Source organism: Velocimicrobium porci, assembly GCF_009696045.1.
Lineage (GTDB): Bacteria > Bacillota > Clostridia > Lachnospirales > Lachnospiraceae > Velocimicrobium > Velocimicrobium porci.
The window spans coordinates 38086-53889 of sequence record NZ_VUMT01000006.1 but is presented as its reverse complement, the minus strand read 5'-3'; the positions used below and the strand labels follow the sequence as shown (position 1 = coordinate 53889).

Sequence of the window (15804 nt, the reverse complement as noted above, 5' to 3'; positions counted from 1 at the left end):
AACACTGCCCAATAAAATGGATTGAAAAAAGGGCAGACGCACATAATCCTTTCTTTTCATAATTCTTTCAACCCGTATGCTCTTATATTTCCTTTATTATTCTTTTTATTAAAAATCAAATGCTAATTTTACAATTGCAATATCATTTCTCTTAATTACTTCTTGTGTTTCGTCTTCAAATTCTAATGTAATACTTTCTTCATCGTATGCAGTCAAAATTCCACATAATTCTTTCGTAGAGGCTTTTTTCCCTTTTTCATCTATATACTGAAATGCCTTATATAATTTAACCTCTACCTTTTCGCCAATGCTCCGCTTAAAATCTTTCTCTTTTTTCAACTGCCGTCCCAAACCGGGAGAACTTACTTCTAAAATATAGCTTTCCGAAATGTAGTCTTCTTTATCAAGTAAATCACTGAGTTCTCTGCTTACTAATTCACAATCATCAATTGTAATGCCGCCTTCTTTATCGACATAAGCACGTAAGAACCAATTACCGCCTTCTTTTACATATTCCACATCAACTAATTCAAAATGGTTTGCCTCCATAATTGGCTCTAAGAGTTTCTCTGTTCTTTCTTCATAATCTTTGCTTTTACTCATTTCATACCTCATTTCTTCCTATCCATTTGCTCACAAACATAAAGAGTGGACTTACGTCCACTCTTTCTAGTCTACGAGTATCATCTTTCTGTTCTAGTGTAACACTACTTTCTTGCAATTGCAAGCCTTTCTTCCTATTTTTACAAAATTTATAGCAAAATAGATTTTACTGTAAAGAAAAAACTCAGAATCTATCCAAATAAATTCTGAGTAGTAAAAACAGCCTGTAGGGGAATCGAACCCCTGTTTCCGCCGTGAGAGGGCGGCGTCTTGACCGCTTGACCAACAGGCCATATCTTATTGTTTCGCAACGACAAGATATATAATACAACACTTTTTAACATTTTGCAAGTGTTTTTTTCAAAAAAATTTATTTTTTTTTAGTCATTCCATTTCTTCTATTATTTATTGCTCTCATTTGCTAATTCGATCAATTTTTTCTGATCTAATATAGTAATCTTTCCTCTTGCCACCTTAACATAACCCTCTTCTGAAAAATATTTGAGCATTCTTGATACAACTTCCCTTGCAGAACCAAGATGCTTTGCTATCGTATCCTGTGTCATGTAAAAAGTATCATTTTCCTCAATTGCTGCCTGTTCAAGTAAGAAAATTGCAAGCCGTTTGTCAAAACTCATAAAAAGCACCTGCTCCATTACCCACATAACATCAGAAAATCTTGATGCAAGTAATTGATTGGTAAATTCAGAAACTTCAACCGAATCTTTTAATAGTTGATTATAAGCTCCTATTGGTATTAAATAAGCTTCGGTTTCTTTTTCCGCTTCTACAAATATATCAAAGTTTATGTTTTTCATCATACAAGAAGCAGAGAAAATACATACATCCCGATCAAATAACCGATACAATGTAATTTCCTTTCCCGTTTCCGAAATAATATAAGCTCTTACCTGCCCTGTTTTAATTAGAAACAGCCCTGCACAATTCGTTTGACCAGCATAAATGCTTTCACCTGTTAAAAAAGAATTTATTCTGCTTTCATTCAAAAGCTTACTTTTTTCCTCTTTATTTAAATGTTTCCAAAACGATAAGGTTTCTTCAAAATATTTTTCCATCTCATTTTTATTATTCATATCTTGTTTCCATATCTGTCCTTTTTCTCCTATTATAATGCTTTAAACAAAAAAATTCTAGAATCTATTTTAATATCAGTTTCCCAAATGTCAATAGCCGTGAAACCAATTATTCCTTGATTTCACGGCTATTTTTTACTTTGCATATACATTGCGTCATTGTCCCCATCGGGCAATAGACACACCATGAGCGTGGCTTAAACAAAAACATAGTGATGCTCCCTAATAAAGTTGATGTTAACATCAAACTGTAAAAACCAAATGCAAATTGTGCTGCCCATAGCGGTGTACTTCCATGATAGGCAAAATTCCAAGGTAATTGAAATGTCCAAAACAATTTTACAACCTGTCTTAACCCTCTTGTCTCTGAAAACACAAGATAAGTTGTATATAACATAGTTCCAAACATCGTAAGAAAGAAAAGAAGAAATCCATAACGAAACCATTTACTTTTCATCCATCTTGGAGTGTTTCTCTGTTTTGAAAGTTTAAATCGTTTTCCTAAAAGATATAATAATTGTCCTCTTCCACAATACCGATTACAATATGCCTTACTGCCACCAAATATTGCAATCAGTAAAGGAATAAAAAAACATAAAAGTCCAATCCATGCAAACATAATATTAAAAAAGCCCAACACTAAATAGAGTGCACTCACAATCCAAAGATAATCGCTCCATTTCTTTTTTTGTTTCATTCAATTACCTCCATTTCAATTGCTCCTGCAGGGCAGTTTTTTTCACACATTCCGCAACCCACACAGAGGGAAGTATCAACTATCGCATAACAGCCTTTAAAAATTTGAATTGCTTGTCTTTTACATTCCAGTGCACATACTCCACACGCAACACATTCTGATTTATTGCTAACTGCCTGTCTCTTTATTTTTTTCATATGCTACTTTCCTTTTACCATACAAAGAATTTCTTCTTTTCCTTTTACACCGATTGATTTTTCAATCACGGTTCCATTTTTAAAAACAATCAGTGTTGGAATGCTCATAATCTTAAACTGACCGGCTAATTCCGGTTGTTCATCCACATTTACTTTTCCAACTTTATACTCCCCACCTGCTTCTTTTGCAATTTCATCAATAACAGGTGAAAGCATTCTGCATGGATTGCACCAAGATGCCCAAAAATCTACTAAAACAGGTTTTTCTGATTCCATGACCTCTTTCTTCCAGTTTTCCATTGTTAATTGAATTGCCATAATTTTTTCCTCCTTTAAAATTCATTGCTATTTTGTTTTTATTTTTAAAAGTGAAATAAGTATATAAAATTTTATTTTCTAATTCTGTAACTAAGTCACATAACAAGTCAATTTAAAATGCCCATCTTTACTTTTTCCATCAAATCGTTTATGATGTTATCTATGTAAATGTATCATGAAAGGAAGATAAAAGTATGGAAAAAAATCCTATTGTCACAATTGAAATGGAAAACTCCAATAAAATTGAAATCGAATTATACCCTGAAATTGCCCCTAATACAGTAAATAACTTTATTTCACTCGTAAAAAAGGGCTTTTATAACGGTCTTATTTTTCACCGTGTTATCAATGGTTTTATGATTCAGGGCGGATGTCCTGATGGAACTGGCATGGGTGGTCCCGGCTATTCAATTAAAGGTGAATTTGCAATGAACGGTTTTGAAAACAATTTAAACCATACGGAAGGTGTTATTTCTATGGCACGTTCTCAAATGCCAAACTCTGCCGGTTCTCAATTTTTTATCATGCACAAAAATGCACCTCATTTAGACGGTGCTTATGCCGCTTTTGGAAAAGTAATCAGCGGAATGGATATCGTAAATGCTATTGCAGAAACAGATACCGATTACTCCGACAGACCACTTACAAAGCAGGTTATGAAAAATGTATCCGTTGAAACATTTGGTACTGATTACGAAGAACCAATTACTTACTAAAAAAACACATATGAAAAAAGGAACGACTATGAAAAATTTTAATTTCATAGCCGTTCTTTTTTATATCTTATAAATTTCTACCTATGCCAAACGTTTTCCCATAATTACTCCCATTACAGAAGCCATCATAAGACCTCTTGTCCATCCACTGGAGTCGCCAAGACAGAATAAATTTTCGATATTCGTTGTCAATTTTTCATCCATTTTTACACGATTACTGTAAAATTTTAATTCTGGCGAATATAATAGCGTTTCAATCCCTGCAAATCCGGGAACTACATGATCGACCGCCTGGATAAAGTTAATAATATTAGTCATCGCACGATAAGGCATCGCAGATGTAATATCACCAGCAATTGCATCAACTAAAGTTGGCTTTACATTCGATTGACTTAATTCTTTCTGCCACGTTCTCTTACCGTCAAGAATATCGCCATAACGCTGAACCATAATGCTTCCTGCACCAAGCATATTGGTAAGCTCTCCAACTTTTTGAGCATACTCAATCGGCTGATTAAATGGTTCTGTGAAATTATGTGAACACAAAATAGCAAGATTTGTATTATTTGATTTCAAGTCTTTATAAGAATGACCATTTACAACTGCAAGATCATTATCATAATTTTCCTGACTTACAAATCCACCAGGGTTCTGACAAAATGTCCGAACTTTATTCTTAAACGGACTTGGATATCCGATTAGTTTTGACTCGTATAATACATTATTTACTTCCTCCATAATTTCATTGCGTACTTCAACACGAACACCAATATCAACGGTTCCCGGTCTATGAGCAATATTGTGTTTTGCACACATTCGCTCCAGCCAATCAGCACCCCTTCTTCCAGTCGCAATAACAATATCATCCGCAAATATCTCTTCTGTTTTTCTTGTATCAGAACAACATTCAATTATAATACCTTTACAAGCATCTTCTTCTAAAATAATATCATGACACTGGTAGCCAAAAATCATCTCAACTCCATGGTCAATTAAATAATGTTCAATTGCCATGTAAATTTCTTGTGCCTTTTCTGTTCCTAAATGACGAATTGGGCAGTCTACCAACTTAAGTCCCGCCTGAATTGCACGTTTACGAATTTCTTTTACTTTATCATCATTACTGATTCCTTCTACTTTTGTATCAGCACCAAACTCTAAATATATTTTATCTGTATAATCAATTAATTCTTGAGCATAATCTGCACCAATTAATTCTGGAAGCTCTCCTCCTACTTCATAGCTTAAAGACAATTTACCATCAGAAAAAGCTCCTGCTCCAGAAAATCCAGTTGTAATATGACACGATGGTTTACAATTCACACATTTCTTTGTCACATTCTTTGGACATCGTCTGTCTTCAATGGCTCTTCCTTTTTCCACCATTACAATCTTTTTTTTACTATCATTCCGAATCATTTCTAACGCAGTAAATATTCCAGCAGGACCTGCACCTACAATTACAACATCACATTTCATATGAATTACCTCCTTAAAAAAACTGCCATACCAAAGCTTTTTTATTTCTCCTTCCGGGGAACGATTCGCTAAGTGATAGGCAGTCGGTAGAAACTTTCAACCATTTTTAATGTTTGTCCCGTGCTACATTCTATAATAGATGATTCTTAGTTGTCAAGTAAAATATAAAAAAAGAGCTGCTATACAAATCCATATAGCAACTCTTTTTTTAAAAATATTTTCGATTCCCCCAAAGATTACTCTTCTTCAAATCCACATATTCATTATAAGCTTTCTCTAAAATCTGTTTTTCGTTGGAAAACTTAAGTAAATGATATGCCTCATGAAACTTATAATAACCTGAATCCATAAAATATTCTTCACGTTGTGGTTTACTATAATAGCTGTCTGACATCATCAAATACCAGTGAACGTCTTTTATTACTGTATCTGTAGGAGTATTAAATGTGTATTGACTCTTTCCCACATATTTTATGATGGACGCACTGACACTTGTTTCTTCTTTTACCTCTCGCAGTGCCGTTTCTTTAAATTCTTCCCCTTCTTCCACAGTTCCTTTTGGAAGAACCCATCCTTCATATTTATTTTTATAATTTTTATACAGTAGCAAGACTTTTCCTCTGAATATAACCACACCGCCACAGCTCGTTGCTTCTATCATCGCAATGCCTCCTGTTTCTCCCATCTATTTTATTCAAACAAATGGTCTGGTGTGTTTTCTAAACCTGTAAACAGTATACACGTTTTTGTATAACATTGCAATAGTGGAATCTAATCATTCCTTTTCTATTTTAACCTAAATATGACTGAAATAATCGCTTAGCAATTGGAACCGCAGATTCACTTCCAGTTCCTCCATCTTCTACAATAACACTTACAACAATTTTCGGATTATCATAAGGTGCATATCCTACGAACCATCCATGAGAAGATTTATTCGAATCATATTCAGCTGAACCCGTTTTTCCCGCACAGGCATAGGATAATCCACTTAAACTTGTTGCCGTTCCTTCCGTTACAACTGCATGCATTAATTCCTGTACTTCCTTTGCTTGTGTTTCTGAAATAATTTTTCCATATTCCTCTGGCTCATATTGTTTCACGATATCTTTATTATAAGTTTCCAAACGATCGACAAGATAAGGTTTCATCATTACCCCGTTATTTGCAATTGTCGCAGTAATAAGTGCATTATGAAGTGGTGTAATTTGCGTATTTCCCTGTCCAATCGCAGTCTGTGGTACTTCTGATTTGTCAGAAGATTTCTTTAACGTAAAGCTACTATTATTTGTAATAAAATCGGTCGGAAGTTTTTGGTTAAATAAAAATGTTTCACACAAGTTTCGGTATGATTTAAGATTTAAATTCATTCCAATATTGGCAAAAGACCCGTTACAGGATTTTGCAAACGATTTTCTTAAATCTTCTGTACCATGATTTTTATTTCCATAACAATTAATTACAACATTTCCAAATGTATCTTTTCCATTACAAGCATATTGATAATCCTGATAATTTTTATTTTCTATCATATACTCCAGTGCTGTTAATATTTTAAACGTTGAACCGGGCGGATAAAGTCCCTGTGTGGCACGATTTACAAGTGCAGAATTTTTATCAGAATCTTCAATCAGAGAATCCCAGTTTGCACTGGCAGTGTTAGGATTATAATCCGGTTTTGACACCATTGCCAAAACTTTTCCTGTCGACGGCTCCAGTGCTACAACAGCACCTCTCCGATTACCAAGTGCTTCATAGGCAGTTTTTTGCAAAGCAACATCAAAGGTCGTTACAGCATTATCTCCTTTGTTCTTCTCTCCGCGTAATTCTTTTACAATTGCAACAAGCGGATTTTCTCCGGAAGTCAAAAGATTAATATTTTCTAGCTGTTCAATTCCTGTCTTTCCATTTGTAAAACGCCCTACTGCATGACAAAAAATATTGTTATACGGATAGTTCCTCGTTTCTGTCCCATTAGCATCGGTTACTGTTTCTGCCAGAATTTCACCCTTGCTTCCTAAAATTTTTCCTCGGACAACCCTCTCTGCCAGTAAATCCTGGCGTTTATTATAAGTACTGTTAATAATATTAGGGCTTTCCGCCACAATAAAATATACAAATTTTCCAATTAAAAACACAAAAATCCCGACAAATAAGTATGTCATAACAAGAATTTCCCGATTTGTACTTTTTTTCTTAGGCTTCTTTTGAATGTCTGCGTCCTTTTCGCTTTTTCTGTTTATCAATCTCTTCATTCTTACCCTTTTCAACCTTTCTGCCCTCATCTTGATTCAATACATACATTCCCTGAATAATGCTAAATAATAAAATTGTACTCAGAATAGAGCTTCCACCATAGCTGACTAACGGCAATGTGACACCTGTCGATGGAATAAATTTTGTAACACCGCCAATGTTTAGAAATACCTGAAAAATAAATATAACACTAAGTCCCATTGCTGTCAGTTTATAAAATTTCTTTTTCATCTTCATCGCTATATTAATAAACATAATAAAACAACTGATATAAATTAGTATCATACATATCGCAAAAATACCACCCATTTCTTCTGAAATAGCTGCAAAAATAAAATCGCTTTCTTTTACGGGAATACTTGTCGGTAAGCCTTTTCCAAGTCCCATACCAAACCACCCGCCTGTTCCGATTGCAAACAAAGAACTTGCAAGCTGATAACCACCACCATTGATATCGCTAAACGGATCACGCCAGGCATGAACCCTTACTCTGACATGTGCAAATAATTTATAAGCCACGACAGAAGCTACTGAACCACTGAGCAACCCGCTAATTAAATAAAATGGCTGGGCCGTTGACACGTAAAGTACTGCTAAATAAGTGATGAAAAAGATTAAGGCACCACCTAAATCTTTCTCTGCAACTAATATTAGTACATAAATGGCTGCCACAATCGTTATTTTTACAATATCCTTAAACTCATCTGTATATGCAAGCAATGCTGCAATAAAAAATACAAATATAATTTTTACAAATTCCGACGGCTGTAGTGAAATTGGTCCGATTGAAATCCAGTTGACAGCACCATACTTTTCTGCGCCTACTCCCGGAACAAATACAGATAAAAGGCACACAATTCCAATTCCTGCATAAACCCATCCAAGCTTGTCCAAATATTTAAATTTATCAATAATAAATGGAACAATCAGACAAAGTCCCATTCCTGCACATACCATAAGAAATTGTCGTTTTGCAAAATCATAATCCAGTCTTGCAAGCATGACAAAACTAACTGCCATAAGCATCATCATATTATTAAACACATGCTTTGACATGTTGCGGTATACAAGATTATATATTTTCCATGCAGCTACAAAGAAAATCAATTCAATGAGGTAAAGCCCAACTAATTTTGTATCTTTTGTGTTTAAAAACAATAAAAAATGACAAATAAAATGGATAAAATACATCAGCTTCCTCTGTTTTTTAAAGATACGCTTTTGTCTTTCTTTATTGGTACTGCGAAACACGGTAAAACAATATAACGTATAAATTGTAAATAAAATAATTATAACATATTTTGATAATTGTATTACGAGATTTTCCAATTTTTCACCTACTCAATTCCCTGATAGAAATGTCCTTTTGTTGTCTTCTCTAATTTCTCGGTCTTTTTATTATAACGAAATGCTTCAACGAAATACTTCAAAATTAATTCCGTTTCTTCTTTCCCTTCTATTGTAAAATCTAAGCGCAAAAAAGATAGCTCCCATTTTTTTATCATTTCACTTTCTTCCAATAAAGAAAGTGGCGTTCCATCATAAATGACATTATAGCAATGCTTGCAATGATTTAACACAAAATATTGTTTTCCTACCCGGTCTGTCAACGTATGAAATGCTTTCTGTTTCAAATTTTTTTCACAAATTCCCTGATTTTTTAACAGACACTGGGCTGTTACCATAAGTGGAATATGACCATACACAAGGACTGCTGAATTTTCTGTTCCGGTTTCTTTTATTTCTTTATAATTTAATTCTACACTTGTAGTATATTCATCAATTTCCAGTTCATGATAAAACTTTTTTGCCTCACGATTCATTGTATAAAGATTAAAGTCAAGCATCATAATTTTGTCTGTCTTCCGACTCTTTAAAAATCCTATCTGCTCCATACTTCGAACCAGATATCCGTCTGTATTTTCATTTTCATAAGACACAAAATCATCACTTTTTCCTTTTCGATAAATCCGTGGAAGTGCAAGAAAACATTCTTTTCCTGCTTCTTTTATCTCCTTTGCCATATTCTCTGCCTCTTTTTGAGATAACAGATCCACTTCTAAACCAACTCGTTTAATCTCCGCCTGTTTTAATACAGGTTCTAGCTGATCCTTTCTAGAAATTACAACAAAAAATGTATTTTTCTCTTTTCGCTCTTCCTTCGTCTTATCTGTAATTTGCACTTTCGTATCTCTTGTTCTTGCTTTAGGTTCATTCCGTCTATAGTATTCCAATATCTTTTGTTCTAATTGTTCAAGAGCCTGCCGGCGAAGCATTTTCACTTTTCCTACGGGAATAAAAATATCCTCTTCCATCTCTACTTCCAAATGCGTAAATTTATATTTTGTATCCGAAATTTGATTGACAAGTGCAGATAGTTTCTCTTTCGTTACCGGCTGGCGTACAGCGGTATCTACAATATCTCCTTTTAAATCAACCACAATTTTATTTTCCCCTTGACCATAGGCTAGAATTAATTGAAATGGGTTTGCCACTCTCGCAACAACAATGCCACGAATCGGAACTTTTCTGTCAGTTGTTATCCATTTTTCCTCTATCGAATGAAGTAATTTTTGATTTTTTGTACGATATACCAAATTACCTTTTTCGATTTTACATCCTGCCTTAAATGGAGCCGTAACAACAGAACCGGAAACGATATCATTTTTTACTGTATAATCATACAATGATACTCCATCTTTATTCCTAAACTCTAACACATCTTGTCCAGAAATATCCTCATTTAAGGTAAAGGTTGCTTTTGTTCCTTTCACATTTTTTACCGTTCCAACTAAGACCCCATTGTGGTTTGGACGACTCATAGACATCATGTTTTCTCCGTGATATTGGGTATAATATCCGGTTGTAAAACTGCCACGGTTATAGAGATCCATAAGATTTTTTCTTTCTTTTTCCTGTTCTTTTTTATGGGCTTTCTTATATTCCTCATACCCCAAAGCACCAAGGCTTAAGTATAAATCCGTATATTTTCGATAAAGATAGGATGTATATGCTGTATATTCCGGTCGCTTCATTCTCCCTTCAATTTTAAAAGAATCAATCCCGGCTTCTATTAACTCAGGAATAATGTCTAATGTACAAATATCTTTTGGACTTAACTTATAAGGGTTCTTTTTCTTTTCACCATCCAAACCATAGACCATCCGGCAAGGCTGTGCACATCTTCCTCTGTTCCCACTTCTTCCCCCTATCATGCTACTAAGCAGACATTGTCCTGAATAACAATAGCATAACGCTCCATGGACAAAAGTTTCAATCTCCATGGTTGTATTTGCCCTCAAATCCTTAATTTCTTCTAAAGAGAGTTCTCTTGCAGGAACAAGTCTTGTAACTCCCATTCCTTCTAACAAATGAATCCCATAAGAACCAGTTAACGTCATCTGCGTACTTGCATGAATTGGAAGATCAGGAAAATGTTCATGAATAAAATGCAGTACACCTAAATCTTGTACAATGACTGCATCCAATCCCGCTTTATAAAATGGAAGCAGATAATCATATAACTCCTCCTCAAGCTCCTTTTCTTTCAGCAACGTATTAACCGTCATATAAATCTTTTTATTATGAACATGAATATAATCAATTGCCTCTAGCATAGTTTCTTCATCTAAATTGTTTGCAAATGCTCTTGCTCCAAAACGGCTTCCTCCAATATAAACCGCGTCACATCCTGCGTTTACAGCTGCCTTTAAGCTCTCATAAGAGCCTGCTGGCGCAAGTATTTCCACATTTTGGTTCTTATTTTCCATATATAACTCCTGTCATACTTTTTTAAACGAAAAAATGGTTCGCTCCAATACTCTTACCACCAAAAATACGGAGCGAAACTACTATTTTTTATGTTCTCTTTCTTTCAACTCAGTTTCCAGCTTTACAATCTGTTTCTGAGCTTCAATCGAATCTTCTTTTTCTTTATCCAGTTCTTTTTTTAATTCATCTAATTTGGTCTGTAAAGAAATTACTTCATGCTTTATGTCAAACAGTTCATTATTTTTCGCTTCTAATTCGTCCTCTAACGTTCGAACTTTTTCCTTTTCTTTAAAATAATCATCCGCAATATTAATCTGCATCAATGTATTCTTTATATCAGTTTCCAATCTGGCATAAGAATCTTGTTGTTTAAATAAGTCATACTTATCATTAATATAAGAGGCTACCATCTGCAAATAGGCATCACTTTCATATCCACACAAGGTATACCGCTTATTATTAATAATTACTTCCACATCATTTAATTCTTTCATCTTGTGCTGCCTCCCAACTTTTTTCTTGTAACATTATAACTGAAATTACAATTTTTGTACAGAACCTAACAATTAATCGACCGGAAGTCCAAGATGCTTGTATGCAAGTGGTGTTACCATTCTTCCTCTCGGTGTTCTTTGCAATAGCCCATTTTGAATCAAGTATGGTTCGTAAACATCTTCAATCGTTCCGGAATCTTCTCCTACTGCTGCTGCCAGCGTATCAAGACCAACCGGACCTCCTGTAAATTTTTCAATCATCGTAGTCAGGATTTCTCTGTCAATATTATCCAAACCAAGTCTATCAACCTCTAATAAATCTAATGCAAAAACTGCCACTTCTTTTGTAATTCGTCCATCATATTTTACCTGTGCAAAATCTCTTACTCGCTTTAACAGGCGATTTGCAAGTCGAGGTGTTCCTCTTGATCTTCTAGCCAGCTCTTTTGCCCCTTCTTCATCAATTTCCACCCCAAACACCATCGCCGAACGTTCAATAATTTGTTTTAACTCCTCTGTTGTATAAAATTCCAAACGATGAACGACTCCAAATCGATCTCTTAGAGGTGCTGTCAACATTCCTGCCCTTGTCGTTGCACCAACTAAGGTAAACTTTGGAAGATCCAGACGAATCGACCTTGCAGAAGCCCCTTTTCCAATTACAATATCAATTGCAAAATCTTCCATTGCAGGATACAATACTTCTTCTACCTGTCTGTTAAGCCGATGTATTTCGTCTACAAACAACAAATCCCCATCTTGCAGATTATTAAGAATTGCCGCCATTTCCCCCGGCTTTTCGATTGCCGGTCCTGAAGTTATTTTAAGATTTACATCCATTTCATTTGCAATAATTCCGGCAAGTGTCGTTTTTCCAAGCCCCGGAGGTCCATAAAGCAATACATGGTCAAGCGCTTCTTTTCTCTGTTTTGCGGCTTCTATATATATTTTAAGATTATCTTTTGCTTTCTGCTGTCCAATATAATCACACAACAGCTTTGGTCTAAGACTATTTTCTATCTTATAATCCTCTTCCATCAATTCGGTTGTAATAATTCGGTTTCCCATATCTGACTCCTTCTTTCCTGCTAATCGATATCACCTAAAAGCTGGAAATAAATTTTAGACTTAATTTTAGTACATCTTCCACAGTCATGTCATCGGTAATAGAAACCTGCCGAACCGCTTTCATTGCATCTGTGTTCGAATACCCCAATGAAGTCAATGCCATAACAGCTTCTCCTCTTACATCAGAAGAAACATCCAAAGCTTTTATTTCTGTCTTTTCCAAACGATTCTCAAATGCGTCTTCCAGCTTTAATTTATCTTTCAATTCTAAAATTAATTTTCCAGCTGTTTTTGCACCAATACCCGGTGCTTTGGAAATCGCTTTTACATCATCTGAAAGGATGGCAAATCTTAAATCATCCGGTGTAATCGTAGAAAGAATTCCAAGTGCTCCTTTTGGCCCGATTCCATTGACCGTGATTAACAGCTTAAATATATTCAAATCATCTTTTGTCAAAAATCCGTACAATTTCATTGCATCTTCTCTCACATATAGGTATGTATAGATTTTTACCTCATTTCCCGGGTTGGGAAGTTCATTCATAACTGATAAAGGAACATTAATTTCATAACCAATCTGGTTATTTTCTACAACAATTCCATCATCCATAAGAGAAGCCAATTCTCCTTTTATATAAGAAATCATTTCTTTTCTCCTCATTCATCTGTTTCATACCAGTCAGGAAGCTTGCTAAACGACCCTCTTGACTTTAGCAATCTTCCTTCTTCCATAAATTTCAAAATAACATATGCCTCAATTCCTAATGCCTCCGATATCTGAAGTGCATTGCTGTTGGGATAAAGTTTTAAATAGGCTTCTATATCATCAAAATTATTTTCGTCTAATGTCCTGCATTGTTTACAGCACATAGTACGAATCGGCGCTCGAAATACATTTTTACAATGTTTACATACGCAGGTAAACATATTTTCCCTCCTGTTATTTTCCTTTTTTATGTTTTTTTAAATTTTTAATGTCCTTTAAAAACGACTCATTCTTTGTAAGTTTCATTGTTGGGAATGCTTTGATAAAACGGTTTTCAACAAAGCTTCCAAGCTCAGCACGCCTTCTATATTTCTTTAAAATAGATTGAATTCGAGATTCCATTTCTTCTCTTCTTTTTCCAGATTCTTCTTTGTTTTCATCACTTCTTCTCATATATTCATCCAAATGCTCCTTCAGACCTTCTGCATACGCAACCAAAGAAAAATTCTCAAAACGTGTTTTAATTTCTTCTTTCGTTTCATACAACTTCGTACCTTCCAAATACTCGGTCAATTCGTCGCAAATCCGTTCCATCTCTGCCAGCTTCTTGTCCCATTGTACCGTATAAATCACAGTGATAACAAAATCGACAAGAAAAACCAATGTAAGAAATACACCTAAAATTTCTCCCGTATGTCTTGGAATTTTATCAATCAGCTGATTCATTTTCGGTTGTAAAACATCTGTCATTAAAATAGACAAAAATCCCCAGAACAAAGAGGCTAACAGGCAGACTCTTCCCTTAATATTATATTTCATATTACTATAATCCCACCATTTTGCATGAAATAATTTTTCCATGACATAAGATGTTATGTACTCTAATGCCGTAGCAATTAACATTCCTCCTACAAATACATAAGCAGCTCTATCTTGTATCGGTGCCAAAAACATATAGACAATTGTAGCTCCAGCTCCATAGATTGGTATAACCGGACCATTTAAAAATCCTCTGTTTACAAATGTTCGATTCTTAACAGAAACAAAGGTACTTTCATAAATCCAGCCAAAAAAACTATATAGCATAAAATTATAAAATAAAAAATACAATTCGAAATTGCATATTTTTAATTCCCACATTCTTTCTTCACCTCTCTCTTTTTAATATCTCTAAGTGTACCACACTTTGAAAAAAAAAAACAGATGATATCAGATTTCATTCACCAGTCTGTTACGAATAAATGGGAAACTAGTTGACTTTAATAAAAAAACAGGGCTATAATACGAAGACAGAAAACTTTTACAATTTCACACAGGTTATAAGAAAGGATCTTGCAAAAATAATTATGATTGAAATAAATGAATGTTTAACTTGTAAATGTAATTATAATTTTTCTTCTACTTCTCCAAATACAGAAAATAGTTTTCAAAATATTCCGTTTGAGAAATTTCTTTTTTTCGACATTGAAACAACCGGGCTTTCTGCTGATATCTCCAGCTTATATTTGATAGGATGTGTTTATTACGAGTCTGGCTCCTTTCATCTCAAGCAATGGTTTGCCGATGATTATCATGAAGAAAAAAATTTACTTTACTCATTTTTTGAATTCTGTAAAACATATGATGTACTAATCCACTATAACGGCTCCGGCTTTGATATTCCTTATTTAAAGAAAAAATGCGGGCAACTTGACATTTCTTATCCGATAAGCCATATGCAGTCATTGGATTTATACCGAAAACTTTCTCCATTTAAGAAGCTGTTGCCAATTGCAAATATAAAGCAAAAAACGGTAGAAGAACTATGTGGTCTTTACAGAAATGACCAATATACCGGAAAAGAGTTAATTCAATTATACGTCCAGTATCTCCATGGAAAAATAAAAAAAGAAGAAAAGTATAATACCTTTCTCTCACCCTTACTGCTCCACAATAAAGAAGATCTGACGGGGCTTTTACAGATTACCTCCATTTTAACGCTGACTGATGATTTATTTCTGTGTAAGCCTGTAATTCAAGCCTGCCAAATTAAAGATTCTATGTTAGAAGCAAGTATGACATTTCCAGTTAAATTGCCGTTTCCGATATTAATGAAGCAAAAAGACTTCTACTTTTTCGCAGATGCAAGAAATGGAGAAATGAAAATTCCTGTTTTTCATAATCGGGTTAAATTATATTTTGAAGACTATAAAAATTATTACTATTTACCGAAAGAAGATACTGCTATTCACAAAAGTCTTGCTTCATTCGTAGACAAATCCCATCGAAAAAAAGCAACACCGGCCACTTGCTATAACTGGATTGAATTAACCGATTCATTTATGAATAATTCTCAGATGCAAGCTGATTACTTTCAAAAAATGATTTCTTACTCGCTGAAGCAAAAATAAGATAACTGTGTTTTC

At 34.4% G+C, this 15804-nt stretch carries 17 protein-coding genes and 1 tRNA gene; 2 read left to right on the top strand and 16 right to left on the bottom strand.

Annotated features, from left to right (window positions below; all coding sequences use genetic code 11):
- Positions 1 to 108: 108 nt before the first annotated feature.
- The 6 genes from rimP to trxA form a co-directional block, all read right to left on the bottom strand.
- Positions 109 to 603: a ribosome maturation factor RimP gene (rimP, locus tag FYJ58_RS05490; RefSeq protein WP_154518445.1), complete on the bottom strand. Its 495-nt coding sequence runs from the start codon at positions 601 to 603 to the stop codon at positions 109 to 111.
- Positions 604 to 823: 220 nt separating this feature from the next.
- Positions 824 to 895: transfer RNA gene (locus tag FYJ58_RS05485), tRNA-Glu, on the bottom strand.
- 109 nt (positions 896 to 1004) lie between these two features.
- Entirely contained in the window at positions 1005 to 1697 is a 693-nt protein-coding gene (locus tag FYJ58_RS05480) for a Crp/Fnr family transcriptional regulator (RefSeq protein ID WP_154518442.1), read from the bottom strand.
- A 109-nt stretch (positions 1698 to 1806) separates the two neighbouring features.
- Positions 1807 to 2394: a 4Fe-4S binding protein gene (locus FYJ58_RS05475; RefSeq protein WP_154518439.1), complete on the bottom strand. Its 588-nt coding sequence runs from the start codon at positions 2392 to 2394 to the stop codon at positions 1807 to 1809.
- Positions 2391 to 2591, bottom strand: a complete 201-nt coding sequence (locus tag FYJ58_RS05470) for an ATP-binding protein (protein ID WP_154518436.1) — start codon at positions 2589 to 2591, stop codon at positions 2391 to 2393. The genes FYJ58_RS05475 and FYJ58_RS05470 overlap by 4 nt, the downstream gene beginning before the upstream one ends.
- A gap of 3 nt (positions 2592 to 2594) precedes the next feature.
- Positions 2595 to 2909 carry a thioredoxin gene (trxA, locus tag FYJ58_RS05465; RefSeq protein ID WP_154518434.1) on the bottom strand — a complete coding sequence of 105 codons (315 nt, stop codon included), beginning with the start codon at positions 2907 to 2909 and terminating at the stop codon, positions 2595 to 2597.
- 194 nt (positions 2910 to 3103) lie between these two features.
- Here trxA and FYJ58_RS05460 point away from each other — a divergent pair, with 194 nt between their 5' ends.
- On the top strand, positions 3104 to 3625 hold the full coding sequence (locus FYJ58_RS05460; protein ID WP_154518431.1) for a peptidylprolyl isomerase: 522 nt from the start codon (positions 3104 to 3106) through the stop codon (positions 3623 to 3625).
- Positions 3626 to 3706: 81 nt separating this feature from the next.
- On the opposite strand, the gene FYJ58_RS05455 is transcribed toward FYJ58_RS05460, so the two are convergent.
- The 10 genes from FYJ58_RS05455 to FYJ58_RS05410 all read right to left on the bottom strand — a co-directional run bounded on the left by FYJ58_RS05455 (position 3707) and on the right by FYJ58_RS05410 (position 14539).
- Positions 3707 to 5104: an NAD(P)/FAD-dependent oxidoreductase gene (locus FYJ58_RS05455; protein WP_154518428.1), complete on the bottom strand. Its 1398-nt coding sequence runs from the start codon at positions 5102 to 5104 to the stop codon at positions 3707 to 3709.
- Positions 5105 to 5312: 208 nt separating this feature from the next.
- A complete protein-coding gene (locus FYJ58_RS05450; protein WP_154518425.1) occupies positions 5313 to 5765 on the bottom strand; it encodes an NUDIX hydrolase in 453 nt (150 codons plus the stop codon).
- Positions 5766 to 5895: 130 nt separating this feature from the next.
- The gene (locus FYJ58_RS05445; protein WP_154518422.1) at positions 5896 to 7359 is read right to left on the bottom strand and encodes a peptidoglycan D,D-transpeptidase FtsI family protein; all 1464 of its coding nucleotides are present in this window, start codon (positions 7357 to 7359) and stop codon (positions 5896 to 5898) included.
- Positions 7301 to 8689, bottom strand: a complete 1389-nt coding sequence (locus FYJ58_RS05440; RefSeq protein WP_154518419.1) for an FtsW/RodA/SpoVE family cell cycle protein — start codon at positions 8687 to 8689, stop codon at positions 7301 to 7303. Before FYJ58_RS05440 ends, FYJ58_RS05445 begins: the two co-directional genes overlap by 59 nt.
- Before the next feature lie 8 nt (positions 8690 to 8697).
- Positions 8698 to 11130: a U32 family peptidase gene (locus FYJ58_RS05435; RefSeq protein WP_154518416.1), complete on the bottom strand. Its 2433-nt coding sequence runs from the start codon at positions 11128 to 11130 to the stop codon at positions 8698 to 8700.
- 81 nt (positions 11131 to 11211) lie between these two features.
- Complete coding sequence (gene zapA, locus FYJ58_RS05430; protein WP_154518413.1) at positions 11212 to 11625, bottom strand: cell division protein ZapA; 414 nt, start codon at positions 11623 to 11625, stop codon at positions 11212 to 11214.
- A gap of 72 nt (positions 11626 to 11697) precedes the next feature.
- Complete coding sequence (gene ruvB, locus FYJ58_RS05425) at positions 11698 to 12693, bottom strand: Holliday junction branch migration DNA helicase RuvB (protein ID WP_154518410.1); 996 nt, start codon at positions 12691 to 12693, stop codon at positions 11698 to 11700.
- 34 nt (positions 12694 to 12727) lie between these two features.
- Positions 12728 to 13339 (bottom strand): Holliday junction branch migration protein RuvA, encoded by a 612-nt coding sequence (gene ruvA, locus FYJ58_RS05420; RefSeq protein WP_154518407.1) that lies wholly within the window; start codon positions 13337 to 13339, stop codon positions 12728 to 12730.
- 11 nt (positions 13340 to 13350) lie between these two features.
- Entirely contained in the window at positions 13351 to 13620 is a 270-nt protein-coding gene (locus FYJ58_RS05415) for a hypothetical protein (protein ID WP_154518404.1), read from the bottom strand.
- 13 nt (positions 13621 to 13633) lie between these two features.
- Positions 13634 to 14539 (bottom strand): putative ABC transporter permease, encoded by a 906-nt coding sequence (locus FYJ58_RS05410; RefSeq protein ID WP_154518401.1) that lies wholly within the window; start codon positions 14537 to 14539, stop codon positions 13634 to 13636.
- Between the two features lie 206 nt (positions 14540 to 14745).
- Between FYJ58_RS05410 and FYJ58_RS05405 the strand changes: the two genes are divergently transcribed.
- Complete coding sequence (locus FYJ58_RS05405) at positions 14746 to 15789, top strand: ribonuclease H-like domain-containing protein (RefSeq protein ID WP_205839166.1); 1044 nt, start codon at positions 14746 to 14748, stop codon at positions 15787 to 15789.
- Positions 15790 to 15804: the final 15 nt, after the last annotated feature.

Bases quoted from the DNA above. Each gene is read 5' to 3' on its own strand.
- rimP (WP_154518445.1), bottom strand. From the start codon at position 603: ATGAGTAAAAGCAAAGATTATGAAGAAAGAACAGAGAAACTCTTAGAG.
- FYJ58_RS05480 (WP_154518442.1), bottom strand. From the start codon at position 1,697: ATGAATAATAAAAATGAGATGGAAAAATATTTTGAAGAAACCTTATCG.
- FYJ58_RS05475 (WP_154518439.1), bottom strand. From the start codon at position 2,394: ATGAAACAAAAAAAGAAATGGAGCGATTATCTTTGGATTGTGAGTGCA.
- FYJ58_RS05470 (WP_154518436.1), bottom strand. From the start codon at position 2,591: ATGAAAAAAATAAAGAGACAGGCAGTTAGCAATAAATCAGAATGTGTT.
- trxA (WP_154518434.1), bottom strand. From the start codon at position 2,909: ATGGCAATTCAATTAACAATGGAAAACTGGAAGAAAGAGGTCATGGAA.
- FYJ58_RS05460 (WP_154518431.1), top strand. From the start codon at position 3,104: ATGGAAAAAAATCCTATTGTCACAATTGAAATGGAAAACTCCAATAAA.
- FYJ58_RS05455 (WP_154518428.1), bottom strand. From the start codon at position 5,104: ATGAAATGTGATGTTGTAATTGTAGGTGCAGGTCCTGCTGGAATATTT.
- FYJ58_RS05450 (WP_154518425.1), bottom strand. From the start codon at position 5,765: ATGATAGAAGCAACGAGCTGTGGCGGTGTGGTTATATTCAGAGGAAAA.
- FYJ58_RS05445 (WP_154518422.1), bottom strand. From the start codon at position 7,359: ATGAAGAGATTGATAAACAGAAAAAGCGAAAAGGACGCAGACATTCAA.
- FYJ58_RS05435 (WP_154518416.1), bottom strand. From the start codon at position 11,130: ATGGAAAATAAGAACCAAAATGTGGAAATACTTGCGCCAGCAGGCTCT.
- zapA (WP_154518413.1), bottom strand. From the start codon at position 11,625: ATGAAAGAATTAAATGATGTGGAAGTAATTATTAATAATAAGCGGTAT.
- ruvB (WP_154518410.1), bottom strand. From the start codon at position 12,693: ATGGGAAACCGAATTATTACAACCGAATTGATGGAAGAGGATTATAAG.
- ruvA (WP_154518407.1), bottom strand. From the start codon at position 13,339: ATGATTTCTTATATAAAAGGAGAATTGGCTTCTCTTATGGATGATGGA.
- FYJ58_RS05415 (WP_154518404.1), bottom strand. From the start codon at position 13,620: ATGTTTACCTGCGTATGTAAACATTGTAAAAATGTATTTCGAGCGCCG.
- FYJ58_RS05410 (WP_154518401.1), bottom strand. From the start codon at position 14,539: ATGTGGGAATTAAAAATATGCAATTTCGAATTGTATTTTTTATTTTAT.
- FYJ58_RS05405 (WP_205839166.1), top strand. From the start codon at position 14,746: ATGATTGAAATAAATGAATGTTTAACTTGTAAATGTAATTATAATTTT.